Source organism: Mycobacterium kiyosense (assembly GCA_021654635.1).
GTDB lineage: Bacteria > Actinomycetota > Actinomycetes > Mycobacteriales > Mycobacteriaceae > Mycobacterium > Mycobacterium kiyosense.
In genome coordinates this window covers 6,267,760-6,283,691 of the sequence record AP025179.1, presented here as the reverse complement: position 1 = coordinate 6,283,691, position 15,932 = coordinate 6,267,760, and the positions used below count along the sequence as shown (strand labels likewise).

The following is a 15,932-nucleotide window of genomic DNA, read 5'->3' as shown; positions in this document are numbered from 1 at the left end:
CCAGCACGCGACGCGCAAGTCCAGTATCGGGCAACCGCCGGTCGCACCGAACGCGGCCGATTCAGCTTGGGCACAGCGCAGCGCCGCAGCGGTGCGCCCTGCGGCGCTGCGCAAACTCGTGGGGGCACGATTTCCGGCGTGCCGACCTGCCCTCGGCCCCGCCGGGAAGAGATCGCGCGCACCTGGCTGCCACGCCTTATCGGGCACCTTGTTGCGGGTGTGGCAGGCGCGCGGGTCCCCAGGCGGGGTGTTCGGACCGTCTCCAGCTAACCGGTGTCGCCGCCGAAGCCGAGACTCGGCCCAGCGCGGCCGGCGCATCGGCAGGACGGGATTTCAGCCGCTCGGATGCCCTGTCGCGCGGCCGTCAAACGCTGGTAACAGCGAATTTACGAGGCCGCCAGTTCGCAAGATAGTATGGGTAAGTTGGCATGTCAGGCGGTTTTTGTCATATCGTTTGAAGACTTGTCGAAACCAGGTACAGGGTCACCGTTCAAAGCTGCACGGACGAAGTCCTGACCGGATCATCTCCGCTTGGCGGTCAGCCTATCGACGAGACCGAGGGGGTCTCGGCCCGCAACCTCCGGGTGTGGTTCCCCTCGGTCAGGAAAGTCGATCCGCAAGAGCGGCGGTGCAGTGAGTCTGTTGAAGGGTTAGGTGGGTATGGCGCCCAAGCGCGTCGGGCTTTACAACCCCGTATACGAACATGATTCGTGCGGGGTCGCCATGGTCGTGGACATGCACGGCCGGCGCAGCCGCGACATTGTGGACAAGGCGATCACCGCCCTGCTCAACCTCGAACATCGTGGCGCTGCCGGCGCCGAACCGCGCAGTGGGGACGGCGCGGGCATCCTGATCCAGGTGCCGGACGAGTTCCTGCGCGCCGTCGTGGACTTCGACCTGCCCGAGGCCGGCAGCTACGCGACCGGTATCGCCTTCCTGCCGCAATCGGCCAAGGACGCCGCCGCCGCGTGCGCTTCGGTGGAGAAGATCGCCGAATCCGAGGGCCTGCAGGTGCTCGGCTGGCGCAACGTGCCGACCGACGACTCGTCGCTGGGCGCCCTGTCCCGCGACGCGATGCCCACCTTCCGTCAGGTCTTCATGACGGGCGCCTCCGGCATGACGCTGGAGCGCCGCGCGTACATCGTGCGCAAGCGGGCCGAGCACGAACTGGGCACCAAGGGGCCCGGGCAGGACGGGCCGGGCCGAGAGACGGTGTACTTCCCCAGCCTGTCCGGGCAGACCTTCGTCTACAAGGGCATGCTGACCACCCCGCAGCTCAAGGCGTTCTATCTCGATCTGCAGGACAACCGCATCAACAGTGCGCTGGGTATCGTGCACTCCCGGTTCTCCACCAACACGTTCCCGTCCTGGCCGCTGGCGCACCCGTTCCGGCGAGTGGCGCACAACGGCGAGATCAACACCGTCACCGGCAATGAGAACTGGATGCGCGCCCGGGAAGCGCTGATCGAGACCGACGTCTTCGGTTCGCAGGCCGACGTGGAGAAGTTGTTCCCGATCTGTACCCCCGGGGCCTCCGACACCGCCCGCTTCGACGAAGTGGTCGAACTGTTGCATCTGGGCGGTCGCAGCCTGGCCCACGCGGTGCTGATGATGATCCCCGAGGCGTGGGAACGCCACGAGTCGATGGACCCGGCACTGCGGGCGTTCTACCAGTACCACGCGTCGCTGATGGAGCCGTGGGACGGGCCCGCGTCGATCACCTTCACCGACGGAACCATCGTGGGCGCCGTGTTGGACCGCAACGGTCTGCGCCCGTCGCGGATCTGGGTCACCGACGACGGCCTGGTGGTGATGGCGTCGGAGGCCGGTGTGCTGGACCTCGACCCGGCCAAGGTGGTCAAGCGGATGCGCCTGCAGCCGGGCCGGATGTTCCTGGTGGACACCACCCAGGGGCGGATCGTCTCCGACGAGGAGATCAAAACGGAACTGGCCGCCGAGCACCCGTATCAGGAGTGGCTCGACAAGGGACTGGTCCCGATCGACAAGCTGCCGGCGAACAAGTACGTGCGGATGCCGCACCACCGGCTGGTCGTGCGGCAACAGACCTTCGGCTACACCTACGAGGAGCTCAATCTGCTGGTGGCTCCGATGGCCCGCACCGGCGCCGAACCCATCGGGTCGATGGGCACCGACACCCCGATCGCGGTGCTGTCGAAGCGTCCGCGGATGCTTTACGACTACTTCCAGCAGCTGTTCGCCCAGGTGACCAACCCGCCGCTGGACGCCATCCGCGAAGAGGTGGTGACCAGCCTGCAGGGCACCACCGGCGGGGAGCGCGACCTGCTCAGCCCGGACGAGTATTCCTGTCACCAGATCTCACTGATGCAGCCGATCCTGCGCAACTTCGAGTTGGCCAAGCTGATCAACCTCAACCCCGACGACGAGGTCAACGGCCGGCCACACGGCATGCGGTCCAAGGTGATTCGTTGTCTGTACCCGGTCGCCGAGGGTGGCGCCGGGTTGGCGGCCGCGATGGACGACGTGCGCGCGCAGGCTTCGGCGGCAATCGCCGACGGCGCCCGGGTCATCATCCTGTCCGACCGCAACTCCGACGAGACGATGGCGCCGATCCCGTCGCTGCTGGCGGTGGCCGGTGTGCACCACCACCTGGTCCGGGATCGGACCCGCACGCACGCGGGACTCGTCGTCGAAACCGGCGACGCCCGCGAGGTGCACCACATGGCCATGCTGGTCGGCTGCGGTGCCGCCGCCATCAACCCTTACCTGGTGTTCGAGTCGATCGACGACATGATCGACCGGGGCGTCATCGACGGCATCGAGCGCAGCAAGGCGCTGAACAACTTCGTCAAGGCCGCCGGCAAGGGCGTGCTCAAGGTGATGTCCAAGATGGGCATCTCGACGTTGGCGTCCTACACCGGGGCACAACTGTTCCAGGCGGTCGGGATCTCCGAAGATGTGCTCGACGAATACTTCACCGGATTGTCCTGTCCGACCGGCGGTATCACGTTGGACGACATCGCCGCCGACGTCGCTGCGCGGCACGGGCTGGCGTATCTGGACCGGCCGGACGAGCGGGCGCACCGCGAACTCGAGGTGGGCGGGGAGTACCAGTGGCGCCGCGAGGGCGAGTACCACCTATTCAACCCGCAGACCGTGTTCAAGCTGCAGCACTCCACCCGCACCGGCCAGTACTCGATCTTCAAGGAGTACACCCGGCTGGTCGACGACCAGACCGAGCGGATGGCGTCGCTGCGCGGATTGCTGAAATTCCGTGCGGGCGTGCGTCCTCCGGTGCCGATCGAGGAGGTCGAACCGGCCAGTGAGATCGTCAAGCGGTTCTCCACCGGGGCGATGAGCTACGGCTCCATCTCCGCCGAGGCGCACGAGACGCTCGCGATCGCGATGAACCGCCTCGGCGCCCGATCCAACAGCGGCGAGGGCGGGGAGGACGTCAAGCGTTTCGACGCGGACCCCAACGGCGACTGGCGGCGCAGCGCTATCAAGCAGGTGGCCTCCGGCCGGTTCGGCGTCACGTCGCACTACCTGACCAATTGCACCGATATCCAGATCAAGATGGCCCAGGGCGCCAAACCCGGTGAGGGCGGCCAGCTTCCAGGGCACAAGGTGTACCCGTGGGTCGCTTCGGTGCGGCACTCCACCCCCGGCGTCGGCCTGATCTCGCCGCCACCGCACCACGACATCTACTCGATCGAGGATCTCGCGCAGCTGATCCACGACCTGAAGAACGCCAACCCGTCCGCGCGGGTGCACGTGAAGCTGGTGTCGGAGAACGGGGTCGGCACCGTGGCGGCCGGCGTCTCCAAGGCGCACGCCGACGTGGTGCTGATCTCCGGTCACGACGGCGGCACCGGGGCCACCCCGCTGACGTCGATGAAGCACGCGGGAGCGCCGTGGGAGCTGGGTCTGGCCGAGACACAGCAGACGTTGTTGCTCAACGGTTTACGCGACCGCATCGTCGTCCAGGTGGACGGCCAGCTCAAGACCGGGCGAGATGTGATGATCGCGACGCTGCTCGGCGCCGAGGAATTCGGTTTCGCCACCGCGCCGTTGGTGGTGGCCGGCTGCATCATGATGCGGGTCTGCCACCTGGACACCTGCCCGGTCGGGGTCGCCACCCAGAACCCGCTGCTGCGGGAGCGGTTCACCGGCAAGCCGGAGTTCGTGGAGAACTTCTTCATGTTCATCGCCGAAGAAGTGCGGGAATACATGGCGCAGTTGGGCTTCCGCACCATCAACGAAGCGGTCGGCCAAGCCGGGGCGCTGGACACCACCCTGGCCCGGGCGCTGTGGAAGGCACACCGGCTGGACCTGACTCCGGTTCTGCACGAGCCCGAGTCGGCCTTCATGAACCAGGACCTGTACTGCAGCTCCCGGCAGGACCACGGCCTGGACAAGGCGCTCGACCAGCAGCTGATCGTGATGAGCCGGGAGGCGCTGGATTCCCAGAAGCCGGTTCGGTTCTCGACGAACATCAGCAACGTCAACCGCACGGTCGGCACCATGCTCGGCCATGAGGTGACCAAAGCCTATGGCGGCCAAGGGTTGCCGGACGGCACCATCGACATCACGTTCGAAGGATCGGCCGGCAACAGCTTCGGCGCCTTCGTGCCGAAGGGAATCACGTTGCGGATCTACGGCGACGCCAACGACTACGTCGGCAAGGGGCTGTCCGGTGGCCGGATCGTGGTGCGGCCTTCCGACAACGCCCCGGAAGGCTATGTCGCCGAGGACAACATCATCGGGGGCAACGTGATCCTGTTCGGCGCCACCAGCGGTGAGGTGTACCTGCGCGGCGTGGTCGGCGAGCGGTTCGCGGTGCGTAACTCCGGCGCCCACGCCGTCGTGGAAGGGGTTGGCGACCACGGGTGCGAATACATGACCGGCGGCCGGGTGGTGATCCTGGGCCGCACCGGCCGCAACTTCGCCGCCGGCATGTCCGGTGGCGTGGCCTATGTCTACGACCCGGACGAGAAACTGCCCGACAACCTCAACACCGAGATGGTGGACCCCGAGGCTCTCGACGAAGAGGACGTGGAGTTTTTGCACGGCATCATCCAGGCGCACGTCGACGCCACCGATTCGGCTGTCGGACAACGCATTCTGGCCGACTGGCGGATCCAGCAGCGGCATTTCGTGAAGGTGATGCCACGGGACTACCGCAAGGTGCTGGAGGCCATCGCCGAAGCCGAACGCAACGGCACCGATGTCGACAAGGCGATCATGGCGGCCGCTCATGGCTGACCCGACCGGCTTCCTGAAGTACACGCACCGCGAGCTGCCCAAGCGGCGGCCCGTTCCGCTGCGGTTGAAGGACTGGAAAGAGGTCTACGAGGAATTCGAGACCGAGACGTTGCGGGAGCAGGCCACCCGCTGCATGGACTGCGGGATTCCGTTCTGTCACAACGGCTGTCCGCTGGGCAACCTGATCCCGGAATGGAACGACCTGGTGCGACGCGGCCACTTCCGCGATGCGATCGAGCGGTTGCACGCAACCAACAACTTCCCCGACTTCACCGGACGGCTGTGTCCGGCGCCGTGCGAACCGGCCTGCGTGCTGGGCATCAACCAGGACCCGGTGACGATCAAGCAGATCGAGCTGGAGATCATCGACCGGGCTTTCGACGAGGGCTGGGTGACACCGGTGCCGCCGCACTGCGAGACCGGCAAGTCCGTGGCGGTGGTGGGGTCGGGCCCGGCCGGTCTGGCTGCGGCGCAACAACTTACCCGGGCCGGGCACAAGGTCACCGTGTTCGAGCGCGAAGACCGCATCGGCGGCCTGCTGCGCTACGGCATCCCCGAGTTCAAGATGGAGAAGCGCGTCCTGGACCGTCGGCTGGAGCAGATGGCGGCCGAGGGCACCGAGTTCCGGCCGGGCGTCAACGTCGGGGTGGACATCACCGCCGAGCAGCTGCTGTCCGACTACGACGCCGTCGTGCTGGCCGGGGGTGCCACCGCGTGGCGCGACCTGCCGGTGCCGGGGCGCGACCTGGACGGCATCCATCAGGCGATGGAGTATCTGCCGTGGGGCAACCGCTTTGCGGCCGGCGATCTGGACGGTCCGCCGCCGATTACGGCCGAGGGCAAGCACGTCATCATCATCGGTGGCGGTGACACCGGCGCCGACTGCCTGGGCACCGCGCACCGCCAGCGCGCGGCGAGCATTCACCAGTTCGAGATCATGCCGCGCCCGCCGGAAACCCGCGCCAGTTCGACGCCGTGGCCGACGTATCCGTTGATGTACCGGGTCTCCTCGGCGCATGAGGAAGGCGGCGAGCGCGTTTTCTCGGTGAACACCGAGGAGTTCATCGGTGCGGACGGCCACGTCACGGCGCTCAAGGCGCACGAGGTGACCATGCAGGACGGCAAGTTCGTCAAGGTCGAGGGCACCGACTTCGAGCTGCCCGCCGATCTGGTGTTGCTGGCGATGGGCTTCGTCGGACCGGAGAAGGAAGGCCTGCTCACCGAGCTCGGGGTCAAGCTCACCGAGCGCGGCAATGTCGCCCGCGGCGACGACTTCGACACCTCGGTGCCCGGCGTGTTCGTCGCCGGCGACATGGGGCGCGGGCAGTCGCTGATCGTGTGGGCGATCGCCGAGGGCCGTGCCGCGGCTGCGGGTGTGGACCGGTTCTTGATGGGTTCCACCGCATTGCCGGCCCCGATCAAGCCGACGGCAGCCCCGCTCACGTAACCACACCAGTCACATCCGAAACATTTTATATTCGGTCGGCGCGCCGCCGACAGTTTGCCAGCAGATGGGTGTCTAATAACTGCCTGTGGGCTTCATCACACCGGAGGTGCAGCAGCGTCGCCTCGAAGCCTGGTTGTGTTGAACGATCGCAGGAGTGTTCACTGTGCACATGAACCCAGTTCCCCGGACCCGTATGGGGCGAATCGCCTGGTCGTTGGTTCGGCACCCGGTGAAGAGCCGCGAGTTTCCCGCCAAGCACGAGCGCCTGGTCACGGCCGAGGACTTGCTGCGGTTCGCTTTCTGATCGCTCGCCGGAGCTGCGACCAGCGCGGCAAAGGTTTGCTCTACGCCGATCGGGACGTCGCTGAGCGTTCGCGGACGACCCGCAGCTTCAACTCGTGAGAAGCCCCGATTCCCGGATCGCCTCGGCAACCGGCTCCAACACGGCAGGGTCGTGCGGCGGAGCGAGGTAGACGATCCCCAAGTCCAGCCCCTCGGCCCCCAGCGCGGCCGCGTTCTCGATGAGCTGCGCGTAATTGCGGTCCGGTCCTAGGCCCAGATGGGCTGAGAGCGTGATCTCCTTCGGGTCGCGCCCGATGTCGGCGCAGCGGGCGTGCAGCACGTCGCGCTTGCGGGCAAACTCCTCAGCCGTGCCGCCGGCGAAGTTCCAGTGCTGCGCATACCGCGCGGTGATCGGTAGCGTGCGCTTTTCGCCGCTGCCGCCGATCACGATCGGCGGGTGCGGGCGCTGCGGGCCCTTGGGTTCGTTGCGGGCGTCCTTGAGTTGGTAGAACTTGCCGTCAAAGCTGGTCGTCTCCTGGCTGAGCAGGCCGATCAGCACCTGGCAGGCCTCCTCGAACCGGTCGAAACGTTCCCGGACGCTGCCCAGCTCGATGCCGTAGGCGCCGGATTCCTCCTCGTTCCAGCCCGCGCCGATGCCCAACTCGAGGCGCCCGCCCGAGATCACGTCCAGCGTGGCGGCCATGTTGGCCAGCACCGCGGGATGCCGGTAGTGGATGCCGGTGACCAGGGTGCCCAGCCGCAGCCTCTTGGTGGCTTGGGCCAGTGCCGTCAATGTGGTCCAGCCTTCCAGGCAGGGGCCGGTGGAGTCGCTGAATATCGGGTAGAAGTGGTCGAACGTCCAGCCCGACTCGAAGACGTCGATGTCGTCGGCGGCCTGCCAGACCGCCAGCATGTCGGCCCAGGTGGTGTTCTGCGGTGAGGTCTTGAACGCGAATCGCATGATTTCGACCGTAGTCGCGCCACCTAGACTCGGTACAACGATGGCACTCGGAATCGACACCAAAATCACCCTGCTGGCGGCCGGGTTGATCTTCCTGCTGGCCCTGGGCCTCGGGGTGTGGAAGTACCGCCAGATCATGATTGCCGACGACCACCGCGCGCACGTCTACGTCGACATCGCGCACCGGGCGGCGCTGCTGTACTCGTTCGCGACGGCGCTGTTCGCGGTATTCGTCGAACTGAGCGCGTGGCCGGTGTGGGTGAACCTGGTGGCGACGGGCGCGGCGGTGTTCTTCTTCGTCGCCGCCATCGTCGGCTACATCGTGCACGGGGCGCGCCGCGACACCGAGAACCAATTCGACCCGCCGGTGCGCGGCACCGGCCTCTTCATGGTGCTGCTGATTTTGTGCGAGATGGGCGGATTCGCGGTGGTGCTGGCCGGGTTCGTCGCGGGGCAGTTGCTCTGATGGATCCGGTGGCCGCGCTGCGTCAGATCGCCTACTACAAAGACCGGGAGCGGCAGGACTCCCGGCGGGTAATGGCCTACCGCAACGCCGCGGACATCATCGAACGTCTCGACGACGAAGCTCGGGAAAGGCACGGCCAGGCCAACAGCTGGCAGTCGATCCCGGGGATAGGCCCCAAGACCGCCAAGGTGATCGCGCAGGCCTGGGCGGGCCAGGAACCCGACCAGCTGATCGAATTGCGTTCCGCGGCAAAGGATCTTGGTGGGGGAGCGATCCGTGCGGCGTTGCGCGGTGATCTGCACCTGCACTCCAACTGGTCGGACGGATCGGCGCCGATCGAGGAGATGATGGCCACCGCGGCCGCGCTGGGGCACGAGTACTGCGCGCTCACCGACCATTCGCCACGGCTGACCATCGCCAACGGCTTGTCGCCGGACCGGCTGCGCAAACAGCTCGACGTCATCGACGAGCTGCGGGACCGGTTCGCGCCGATGCGCATCCTGACCGGCATCGAGGTCGACATCCTCGACGACGGCAGCCTGGACCAGGAGCCCGAACTGCTCGACCGCCTCGACATCGTGGTGGCCAGCGTGCACTCCAAGCTCTCGATGGACGCCGCGGCGATGACCCGTCGCATGCTGCGCGCGGTCTCGGGCGGGCAGGCCGACGTGCTGGGGCACTGCACCGGCCGGCTGGTCTCAGGGGGCCGCGGGATCCGGCCGGAATCGAAATTCGATGCCGAGCAGGTGTTCACCGCCTGCCGCGACCACGGCACCGCGGTCGAGATCAATTCTCGTCCCGAGCGCCGGGACCCGCCGACACGGCTGCTCGAACTCGCCCGCGACATCGGCTGCGTATTCAGCATCGACACCGACGCGCACGCGCCCGGTCAGCTCGACTTCCTCGGCTACGGTGCGCAGCGCGCGCTGGACGCCGGGATCGAGGTGGACCGGATCGTCAACACCTGGCCGGCCGAGAAGTTGCTGGGGTGGGCCGCGTCGGGCAGCTAGTCGGCTAGGTGCGGCACCTCCAATCCCGGGTCACGACCGACCAGCACCGCCCGGGTCAAGGCGGACCTCCCGTAGCGGCGATGCACCTCGTCCATGGCGGCGTCGACCGCCGGTGATTCTGCGTCGAACGGCAACGCCAGCTGCTGGGCCCCGCTGCGGTCGATACCCGACACCGCGAAACCGATTAGCGTCAGACCCTTTTCGGCGATCAGCGGCGCCGCCGCCGCAACGAGACGGCGAGCCGTGGTCAGGATCGGCTGCGTCGACGACGTGGCCCACGGCATTGTCTGGGACCTGGTCGCCCGGGTGAAATCGTCGAACCGCAGCCGCAGCACCACGGTGCGTCCGGTGCGCCCGGCAGCCCGCATCCGGCCGGTGATCCGGTCGACGAGGTTGACCACCACCGCGTCGACCTCGGCCGCCGACATGGAGCTGCCGGCGCGGCCGAGCGCCCGTTGGGCACCGACCGATCGCCGTCGCACCCCGGTGTGCACCCGGCGGTTGTCGATATTGCGCGACAGGGCGTACAGCTGATGCCCCATCGCGTGGCCGACCAGCGAGGCCAGCGTCGACTCGGTCAGCTCGGCGACCTGCGCGACCGTGGTGATGCCGTGCGCGCGCAGCTTCTCGGCCGTCACCGCGCCGACGCCCCACAGCCGGCGGACCGGCAGCGGGTGCAGGAAGGCCAGCTCGCCGTCGGGTGGGACCAGCAGCAGCCCGTCCGGCTTGGCCTCCTGACTGGCCACCTTCGCCAGGAACTTGGTGCGCGCGACGCCGACGGTGATCGGCAGGCCGACCCGCCTGCGCACCTCGGCGCGTAGCCGCGTGGCGACCTGCACCGGCGTGCCGGACACCCGGCCCAGCCCGCTGACGTCGAGGAAGGCCTCGTCCACCGAGAGCGGCTCCACCAGCGGGGTGCAGTCGCGGAACACCTCGAAGACGTCGTCACTGGCCTTGGAGTAGGCCCGCATCCGCGGCGGTACCACCACCGCCGAGGGGCACAACCGCCGCGCCTGGGCGCCGCCCATCGCGGTACGCACGCCGAAGGCCTTGGCTTCGTAGCTGGCGGCCAGCACCACCCCGCCACCGACGATGACCGGACGGCCCCTCAAGCCAGGGTCGTCCCGCTGTTCGACGGAGGCGTAGAACGAGTCCAGATCCGCGTGCAGGATCGATGCCTCACCGCGCACGAACAAATGTTCGCATGCCGGTACGACAGCTGCGGCGACTCTCCATAGCGAAGGCCACACCGTTGATAGCGTGGCTGCATGACTGAGCACCTGGACGTTGTGATCGTGGGCGCCGGCATCTCGGGGGTGAGCGCGGCCTGGCACCTGCAGGACCGCTGCCCGACCAAGAGCTACGCCATCCTGGAAAAGCGTGCCGACATGGGCGGCACCTGGGACCTGTTCCGCTACCCGGGCATCCGCTCGGACTCCGACATGTACACCCTCGGCTTCCGGTTCCGTCCCTGGACCGAGCGCCAGGCCATCGCCGACGGCAAGCCGATCCTCGAGTACGTCAAGAGCACCGCCGCCATGTACGGCATCGACAAGCACGTCCGCTACCGCCACAAGGTCACTGGTGCGGACTGGTCGAGCACCGAGAACCGCTGGACCCTGCAGATCGACAACGACGGCACGCCCGCCACCATCATCTGCTCGTTTCTGTTCCTGTGCAGCGGCTACTACAACTACGACGAAGGTTATTCGCCCAAGTTCCCCGGATCCGAGGACTTCACCGGCCCGATCATCCACCCGCAGCACTGGCCCGAGGATCTCGACTACCAGGACAAGAACGTCGTCGTGATCGGCAGCGGCGCCACCGCCGTTACTCTGGTTCCCGCACTGGCGAATTCGGGCGCCAAGCACGTCACCATGTTGCAGCGCTCACCCACCTATATCGTGTCGCAGCCACAAAAAGATCCCATCGCCGACCGGCTGAACCGCGTCCTGCCGGAAAAGGCGGCATACACCGCGATCCGGTGGAAGAACGTGATGCAACAGGCGGCCGTGTACGGCGCTTGCAAGAAATGGCCGCGGCGCATGCGCAAGACCCTGATGGGCTGGGCCCAGCGTCAGCTGCCCGAAGGCTACGACGTACGAAAGCATTTCGGCCCGCACTACAGTCCCTGGGACCAGCGGTTGTGCCTGGTTCCCAACGGCGACCTGTTCCGGGCGATCAGGCACGGCAAGGCCGAGATGGTCACCGACACCATCGACCGATTCACCGCGACCGGTATCCGGCTGAACTCGGGCACCGAGTTGCCGGCCGACATCATCGTCACCGCAACGGGATTGAACCTGCAGCTGTTCGGCGGCGCGACCACCAGTGTCGACGGCGGGCCTGTAGACCTGAGCAAGACGACGGCCTACAAAGGCATGATGCTGTCCGGTCTGCCCAACATGATCTACACGGTCGGGTACACCAACGCGTCATGGACCCTGAAGGCCGACCTGGTGTCGGAATTCGCCTGCCGCCTGCTCAATTACATGGACGACAACGGTTTCGACTCCGTCGTGGTCGAGGAGCCCGCGGCCGATGTCGAGGAACGGCCCTTCATGGAGTTCACCCCGGGCTACGTGTTGCGGTCTTTGGACGAATTGCCCAAACAGGGCTCGCGGACCCCGTGGCGGCTCAACCAGAACTATCTGCGCGACATCCACCTCATCCGGCGCGGCAAGATCGACGACGAGGGGCTGCGCTTCGCCAAAAAGCCTGCGGCGGTAGCAGTTTAGTTATCCGCGGTGACCACGACGATGCCGTCGTCGTCGCTGTAGGCGATGTCGCCCGGCGTGAAAGTGACACCACCCAAGGTGATCTCGACGTCCCGCTGTCCGGCGCCGGTCTTGGTGCTCTTGCGGGGATTGGTGCCCAGCGCTTTGATGCCGATGTCGATGCCGCGCAACACCGCGGAGTCGCGCACCGCGCCGTTGACGATCAGGCCTACCCACCCGTTGGAGCGGCCCAGTTCCGCGATCAGGTCACCGACCAGCGCCGTATGTAGCGAACCGTCGCCGTCGACCACCAGCACTCCACCGGAGCCCGGCTGGGACAGAATCGACTTCAGCAGGGCATTGTCCTGGAAACAGCGGACCGTGGTGATCGGCCCGGCGAACTGCGAGCGGCCCCCGAACTGACGGAACTGCAGGTCGCAGCTGCGCACGTCAGGGCCGATGTCGTCGACCAGATCGGCCGTCGGGCGGAACGAGACGGTCATGGTCAGCGACGGCGCAACTGCCGGATCAGCAGCATGGCCAGCAGACTGAGCGTGACGGCAACCACCCACGGCAGCGGCGACTGCAGCGGCGAAGCCTCGGGTTCCTCGGCGGGCAGCGGGTTCTGCGCCTTCTCCACAGTCGACTTCGCCTGTGCCGCAACATCTTTCGCGGCCTCGAGCTGTCCATTGGTTTCGGCGTGCTGCTGCAGGTCGGCAGGCTTGTCGACGGCGGCCGGCGCCTGGACGGGTGCCGGTGCGGGCTCGACCTTCTTGGCGGGTGCCTTCTTGGCCGCCGCTTTCTTCGCGGGGGCCTTCTTCGCCGGAGCCTTCTTAGCGGGTGCTTTCGCAGCGGGTGCCTTGGCGGCGGGCGCCTTGGCCGCCTTTTCGGGTGCCTTCTTGGGGGGCTGCTTCCTGGCCGGCGGGTCTGCGGCTCGTTCGCTGTCGGGTCGATCCTGCGGGTCTGCCATGCGGCCGCTCCTTTACAGCTCTCAATCGTTGCCTACGAGGTCGCTGAACACCCCGGGTCCCATCATGCCAGCCGGGTCCGGGCCGGCTACGGCCTGCGCCGTACCTGCCAGATCGCCACAACCGCGACGGCGGCAACCGCCCCGACCACAAACGGCCATACGGGCGGGTTGGGATCCGGTTCGTGCGGCGCGGCGGCGTAGGCCGAGGCCACACCGGCCGTCAGGACCGCGCACCCGACCAGGACGGCCGACAGCAGGCCCATCCGCACGATCAGCCGCCGCAGTTGCGCCTTCGCCTCGAAACCACGTCCTGACATGGCGGTCAGCCGAGCCCGAGGCGGGCCAACAGGTCACCCTCGATGCCGTCGAGTTGCGAGGAGATGGCGGCGTGGGCGCCCCGGCGCCGCTGGGTGGGCATGTTCTCCGCGGCGGTGACGGCCGCCGACAGATCGGCCAGCCGCGCGCTGATCGCGGTGACGAACTCCTTGGTCTCCGGGTCCTTCGGCTTCTTTTCCTGCACCGTGCGCAGCGACTGCTCGGCGCCGGCGATGCGCGCCGACAGCCGGGCGCCGTGGCCGGAGAACTGCCCGATCTGGGTCAACGGGACACCCAGCTGATCGGCACGCCGCTGATCGATCAACCCGCGGGCGGTGACGGCCGCCCGGTAGATCAACGGCGTCAGCACCGGAGCCAGCAGCCGCGACACCGTCAACGCCCGGCGGATACGCGTGGGCGAGAGCAACTTGCCCTCCCGCGCCGCTTTGAGTTCGGTCTCGGCGACCTTCAGCGCGGCGCGGTCGCTGTCCTTCTGTGCCTTGAGTTGCGCCTTGAACGCCTTGTCGGCGGCCTTCTGGGCGGACTTGATGCGGCGTCTCTCGTTCTTGGCCGACAGCCGGGCCTCGAGCTTGGCGCGGGCCTTGATCGCGCGGGCTTCGGCGCGACGGGTCGCGCGGCTCTTTCGCTTGCGGAACAGGCCCATTCCCCGCCGCCTCCCGGTCTCTCGTGGACTATCGCGTGCGCGTGCGCGAGCGCTGCGCCAACCCTAATCCGGCGACGCCGACGGCGGTCCGTCAGGTCAGGAGTCGATCCCTTCGGTGCGGCGCAACTCGTCGACGAGGTCGAGCACCTTTTGCTGCGCCTCCTCCGACAGACCGTGCACCCGGGTCGCGATGCGGCGCACCCCGTTGTCGCGCACCGTGGCGTGGAACTGCAACTCCTTGTCGAGCTTCTCGTAGTACTCGTCGTCGGTGAAGTAGGACGGCTTGATGCGGAAGAAGTTGGCGAGCGCGGTCATGGTCGCCGACGACGGGTTCGTGCGGTTGCCGGAACGTAGCTGCGACAGGTAGGGCGCCGACATCGTGATGCCCTCCGCCTTGAGCGCGGCGATCACCTCCGCGGACGTGTGCGGGCCCCGGCCGGGCGGATAAACCGTGTCGAACAGGCGGTTCAGGCGGGCAGCGAACGTCGTGCTCATCGATATGACCTCCACCGGGCAATAAGATCAAACGGGTATTCCTAGTTATTTGCTGATCATGGTAGCGACTTCCGTCGTCCACAACCAATTGCAAACCTGCGCGTATTCGGTACCAGGGCTGCGGGCGCCTGCGCGGGGCGTCCCCGCTGAGCATTCAAATGATATGACCGGGTGTCCACAAATTGGCCGGATTCACAGGTTATCCGCAGAATACACCCCCGGAACGGACGCGATGACCCGCGGTCAGCCGAATTGACGAATAAGTCAGCGGAGCCACGATGGACGCGATCGCTCCGCCTCGGGCAACCAGTCGATGGAGCGGAAGCCGCAAATACCCACTTTGCTGCCCGGTGCCGCCGAGGCCACTGTGGTTGACCTGCGCCGCCTCTGGCGGACCCGTCCGGCGGCCCGCAACGCGGGCTGTACCGAATGCGCGCCGGGACCTCTAGGACCCCCGGCCGCATCGCTCGCAGCGGGCGGCCTGCGACCCCACCGACTACGTAGTCCAGCCGCCCCGCGCCGCGCTGTCGAGTTTGCGCCGCGGCCCCGCCGAGCTACCGTGCGCCGCCGTTCCGAGTGCTCTGCGCACCGTCAGCAGACCCCCGATCACGGCGGAGCCCGGGTGCCGGCGCGCCCCGCGAGAACACCGCGGCCGTCAAGCGGCCAGCAGCATCGCCAGGATCGCGGTGTCCGGGTGGCTGATCGGGTCGACACCGACCCGGCTCACCATCGAGGTGATGGTTCCGTCGGCCTCGGCCTCCACCCACGCGGCCCGGTGCTCCAAACCCAGATACGGCAGTCCGGGCAGCAGCACACATCCCGACGCCGCACCCGTGCACTCCGGCAACGACGGCATCGTCTCGGACGGCGGATGCAGCATCAGCAGCGCGGGAGGCTGATGCTCCGCGAAGTAACCCGGTTGAATCGCCTGATCGCCGAACACCGTGCCCTCGGCGAGCACCAACCCGACTGTGTCGGGCTGCGGTTCGTCGGGCAGTTCCTCGCGGGCACCGAATACCGTTGTGGTGGAGAGCAATCCGGGCAGCGAAGCGACCCGGACGGCGACCATCAACAGTTGGGCCCATTCCTTGGTGGAATCGGGCCAGCGCCCAGAGATCACGAATCCCTTCAGGGCCCCACGAGAATGAAAGGGAGCAACCCCAATAGGTCTACCTGAGCCGGCATCCATCTCGCCCTCCGAACCGCCTCCATCCGAAGTAACCACGCTGGTAGCTCGAATTGCCAAAAGGTAAATCTAGCTTGAATAACCAAGAATGCGCGGGGATTTGGCGGCACGCAACTCGACACGACGACTGCTGGGAAAGCAACCGCAACACCGAAAGTCCGCCAACGACAAGGGC

The 15,932-nt window shown here is 67.1% G+C and carries 13 protein-coding genes; 5 read left to right on the top strand and 8 right to left on the bottom strand.

Translation table 11 applies throughout. The annotated features are described in order from the left end of the window. The first annotated feature begins 660 nt into the window (after window positions 1-660). Together gltB and L6444_RS29705 are read left to right on the top strand one after the other, a co-directional pair. Window positions 661-5,244: a glutamate synthase large subunit gene (gene gltB / locus L6444_RS29710; protein WP_236979171.1), complete on the top strand. Its 4,584-nt coding sequence runs from the start codon at window positions 661-663 to the stop codon at window positions 5,242-5,244. Beyond that, complete coding sequence (locus tag L6444_RS29705; RefSeq protein ID WP_236979161.1) at window positions 5,237-6,691, top strand: glutamate synthase subunit beta; 1,455 nt, start codon at window positions 5,237-5,239, stop codon at window positions 6,689-6,691. The genes gltB and L6444_RS29705 overlap by 8 nt, the downstream gene beginning before the upstream one ends. Before the next feature lie 391 nt (window positions 6,692-7,082). Here the strand turns inward: L6444_RS29705 and L6444_RS29700 are convergent, their stop codons facing one another. Beyond that, window positions 7,083-7,934 carry an LLM class F420-dependent oxidoreductase gene (locus tag L6444_RS29700; RefSeq protein WP_236979159.1) on the bottom strand — a complete coding sequence of 284 codons (852 nt, stop codon included), beginning with the start codon at window positions 7,932-7,934 and terminating at the stop codon, window positions 7,083-7,085. Window positions 7,935-7,974: 40 nt separating this feature from the next. On the opposite strand from L6444_RS29700, the gene L6444_RS29695 reads away from it, so the two are divergent. Beyond that, window positions 7,975-8,400 carry a hypothetical protein gene (locus tag L6444_RS29695; RefSeq protein WP_236979157.1) on the top strand — a complete coding sequence of 142 codons (426 nt, stop codon included), beginning with the start codon at window positions 7,975-7,977 and terminating at the stop codon, window positions 8,398-8,400. Next, window positions 8,400-9,410 carry a PHP domain-containing protein gene (locus L6444_RS29690; protein WP_236979150.1) on the top strand — a complete coding sequence of 337 codons (1,011 nt, stop codon included), beginning with the start codon at window positions 8,400-8,402 and terminating at the stop codon, window positions 9,408-9,410. Before L6444_RS29695 ends, L6444_RS29690 begins: the two co-directional genes overlap by 1 nt. Here L6444_RS29690 and dinB read toward each other — a convergent pair. Continuing rightward, a complete protein-coding gene (gene dinB, locus L6444_RS29685) occupies window positions 9,407-10,606 on the bottom strand; it encodes a DNA polymerase IV (RefSeq protein ID WP_236984518.1) in 1,200 nt (399 codons plus the stop codon). The genes L6444_RS29690 and dinB overlap by 4 nt on opposite strands. A 72-nt stretch (window positions 10,607-10,678) precedes the next feature. Here dinB and L6444_RS29680 point away from each other — a divergent pair, with 72 nt between their 5' ends. Further along, a complete protein-coding gene (locus tag L6444_RS29680) occupies window positions 10,679-12,148 on the top strand; it encodes a flavin-containing monooxygenase (RefSeq protein ID WP_236979148.1) in 1,470 nt (489 codons plus the stop codon). On the opposite strand, the gene rraA is transcribed toward L6444_RS29680, so the two are convergent. The 6 genes from rraA to L6444_RS29650 form a co-directional block, all read right to left on the bottom strand. Beyond that, complete coding sequence (gene rraA, locus L6444_RS29675) at window positions 12,145-12,630, bottom strand: ribonuclease E activity regulator RraA (protein WP_236979146.1); 486 nt, start codon at window positions 12,628-12,630, stop codon at window positions 12,145-12,147. The two genes, L6444_RS29680 and rraA, sit on opposite strands and share 4 nt — an antisense overlap. 2 nt (window positions 12,631-12,632) lie before the next feature. Continuing rightward, a complete protein-coding gene (locus L6444_RS29670) occupies window positions 12,633-13,097 on the bottom strand; it encodes an Rv3852 family protein (RefSeq protein WP_236979144.1) in 465 nt (154 codons plus the stop codon). Window positions 13,098-13,183: 86 nt separating this feature from the next. Then, window positions 13,184-13,414 carry a hypothetical protein gene (locus L6444_RS29665; protein ID WP_236979142.1) on the bottom strand — a complete coding sequence of 77 codons (231 nt, stop codon included), beginning with the start codon at window positions 13,412-13,414 and terminating at the stop codon, window positions 13,184-13,186. A gap of 5 nt (window positions 13,415-13,419) precedes the next feature. Continuing rightward, window positions 13,420-14,076: a DUF6474 family protein gene (locus L6444_RS29660; RefSeq protein WP_236979139.1), complete on the bottom strand. Its 657-nt coding sequence runs from the start codon at window positions 14,074-14,076 to the stop codon at window positions 13,420-13,422. A 96-nt stretch (window positions 14,077-14,172) separates the two neighbouring features. Then, window positions 14,173-14,571 (bottom strand): transcriptional regulator, encoded by a 399-nt coding sequence (locus L6444_RS29655; RefSeq protein ID WP_236979137.1) that lies wholly within the window; start codon window positions 14,569-14,571, stop codon window positions 14,173-14,175. Between the two features lie 655 nt (window positions 14,572-15,226). After that, window positions 15,227-15,760, bottom strand: coding sequence for a peptidase (locus L6444_RS29650; RefSeq protein WP_236979135.1), 534 nt, complete (start codon window positions 15,758-15,760; stop codon window positions 15,227-15,229). Window positions 15,761-15,932 lie beyond the last annotated feature (172 nt).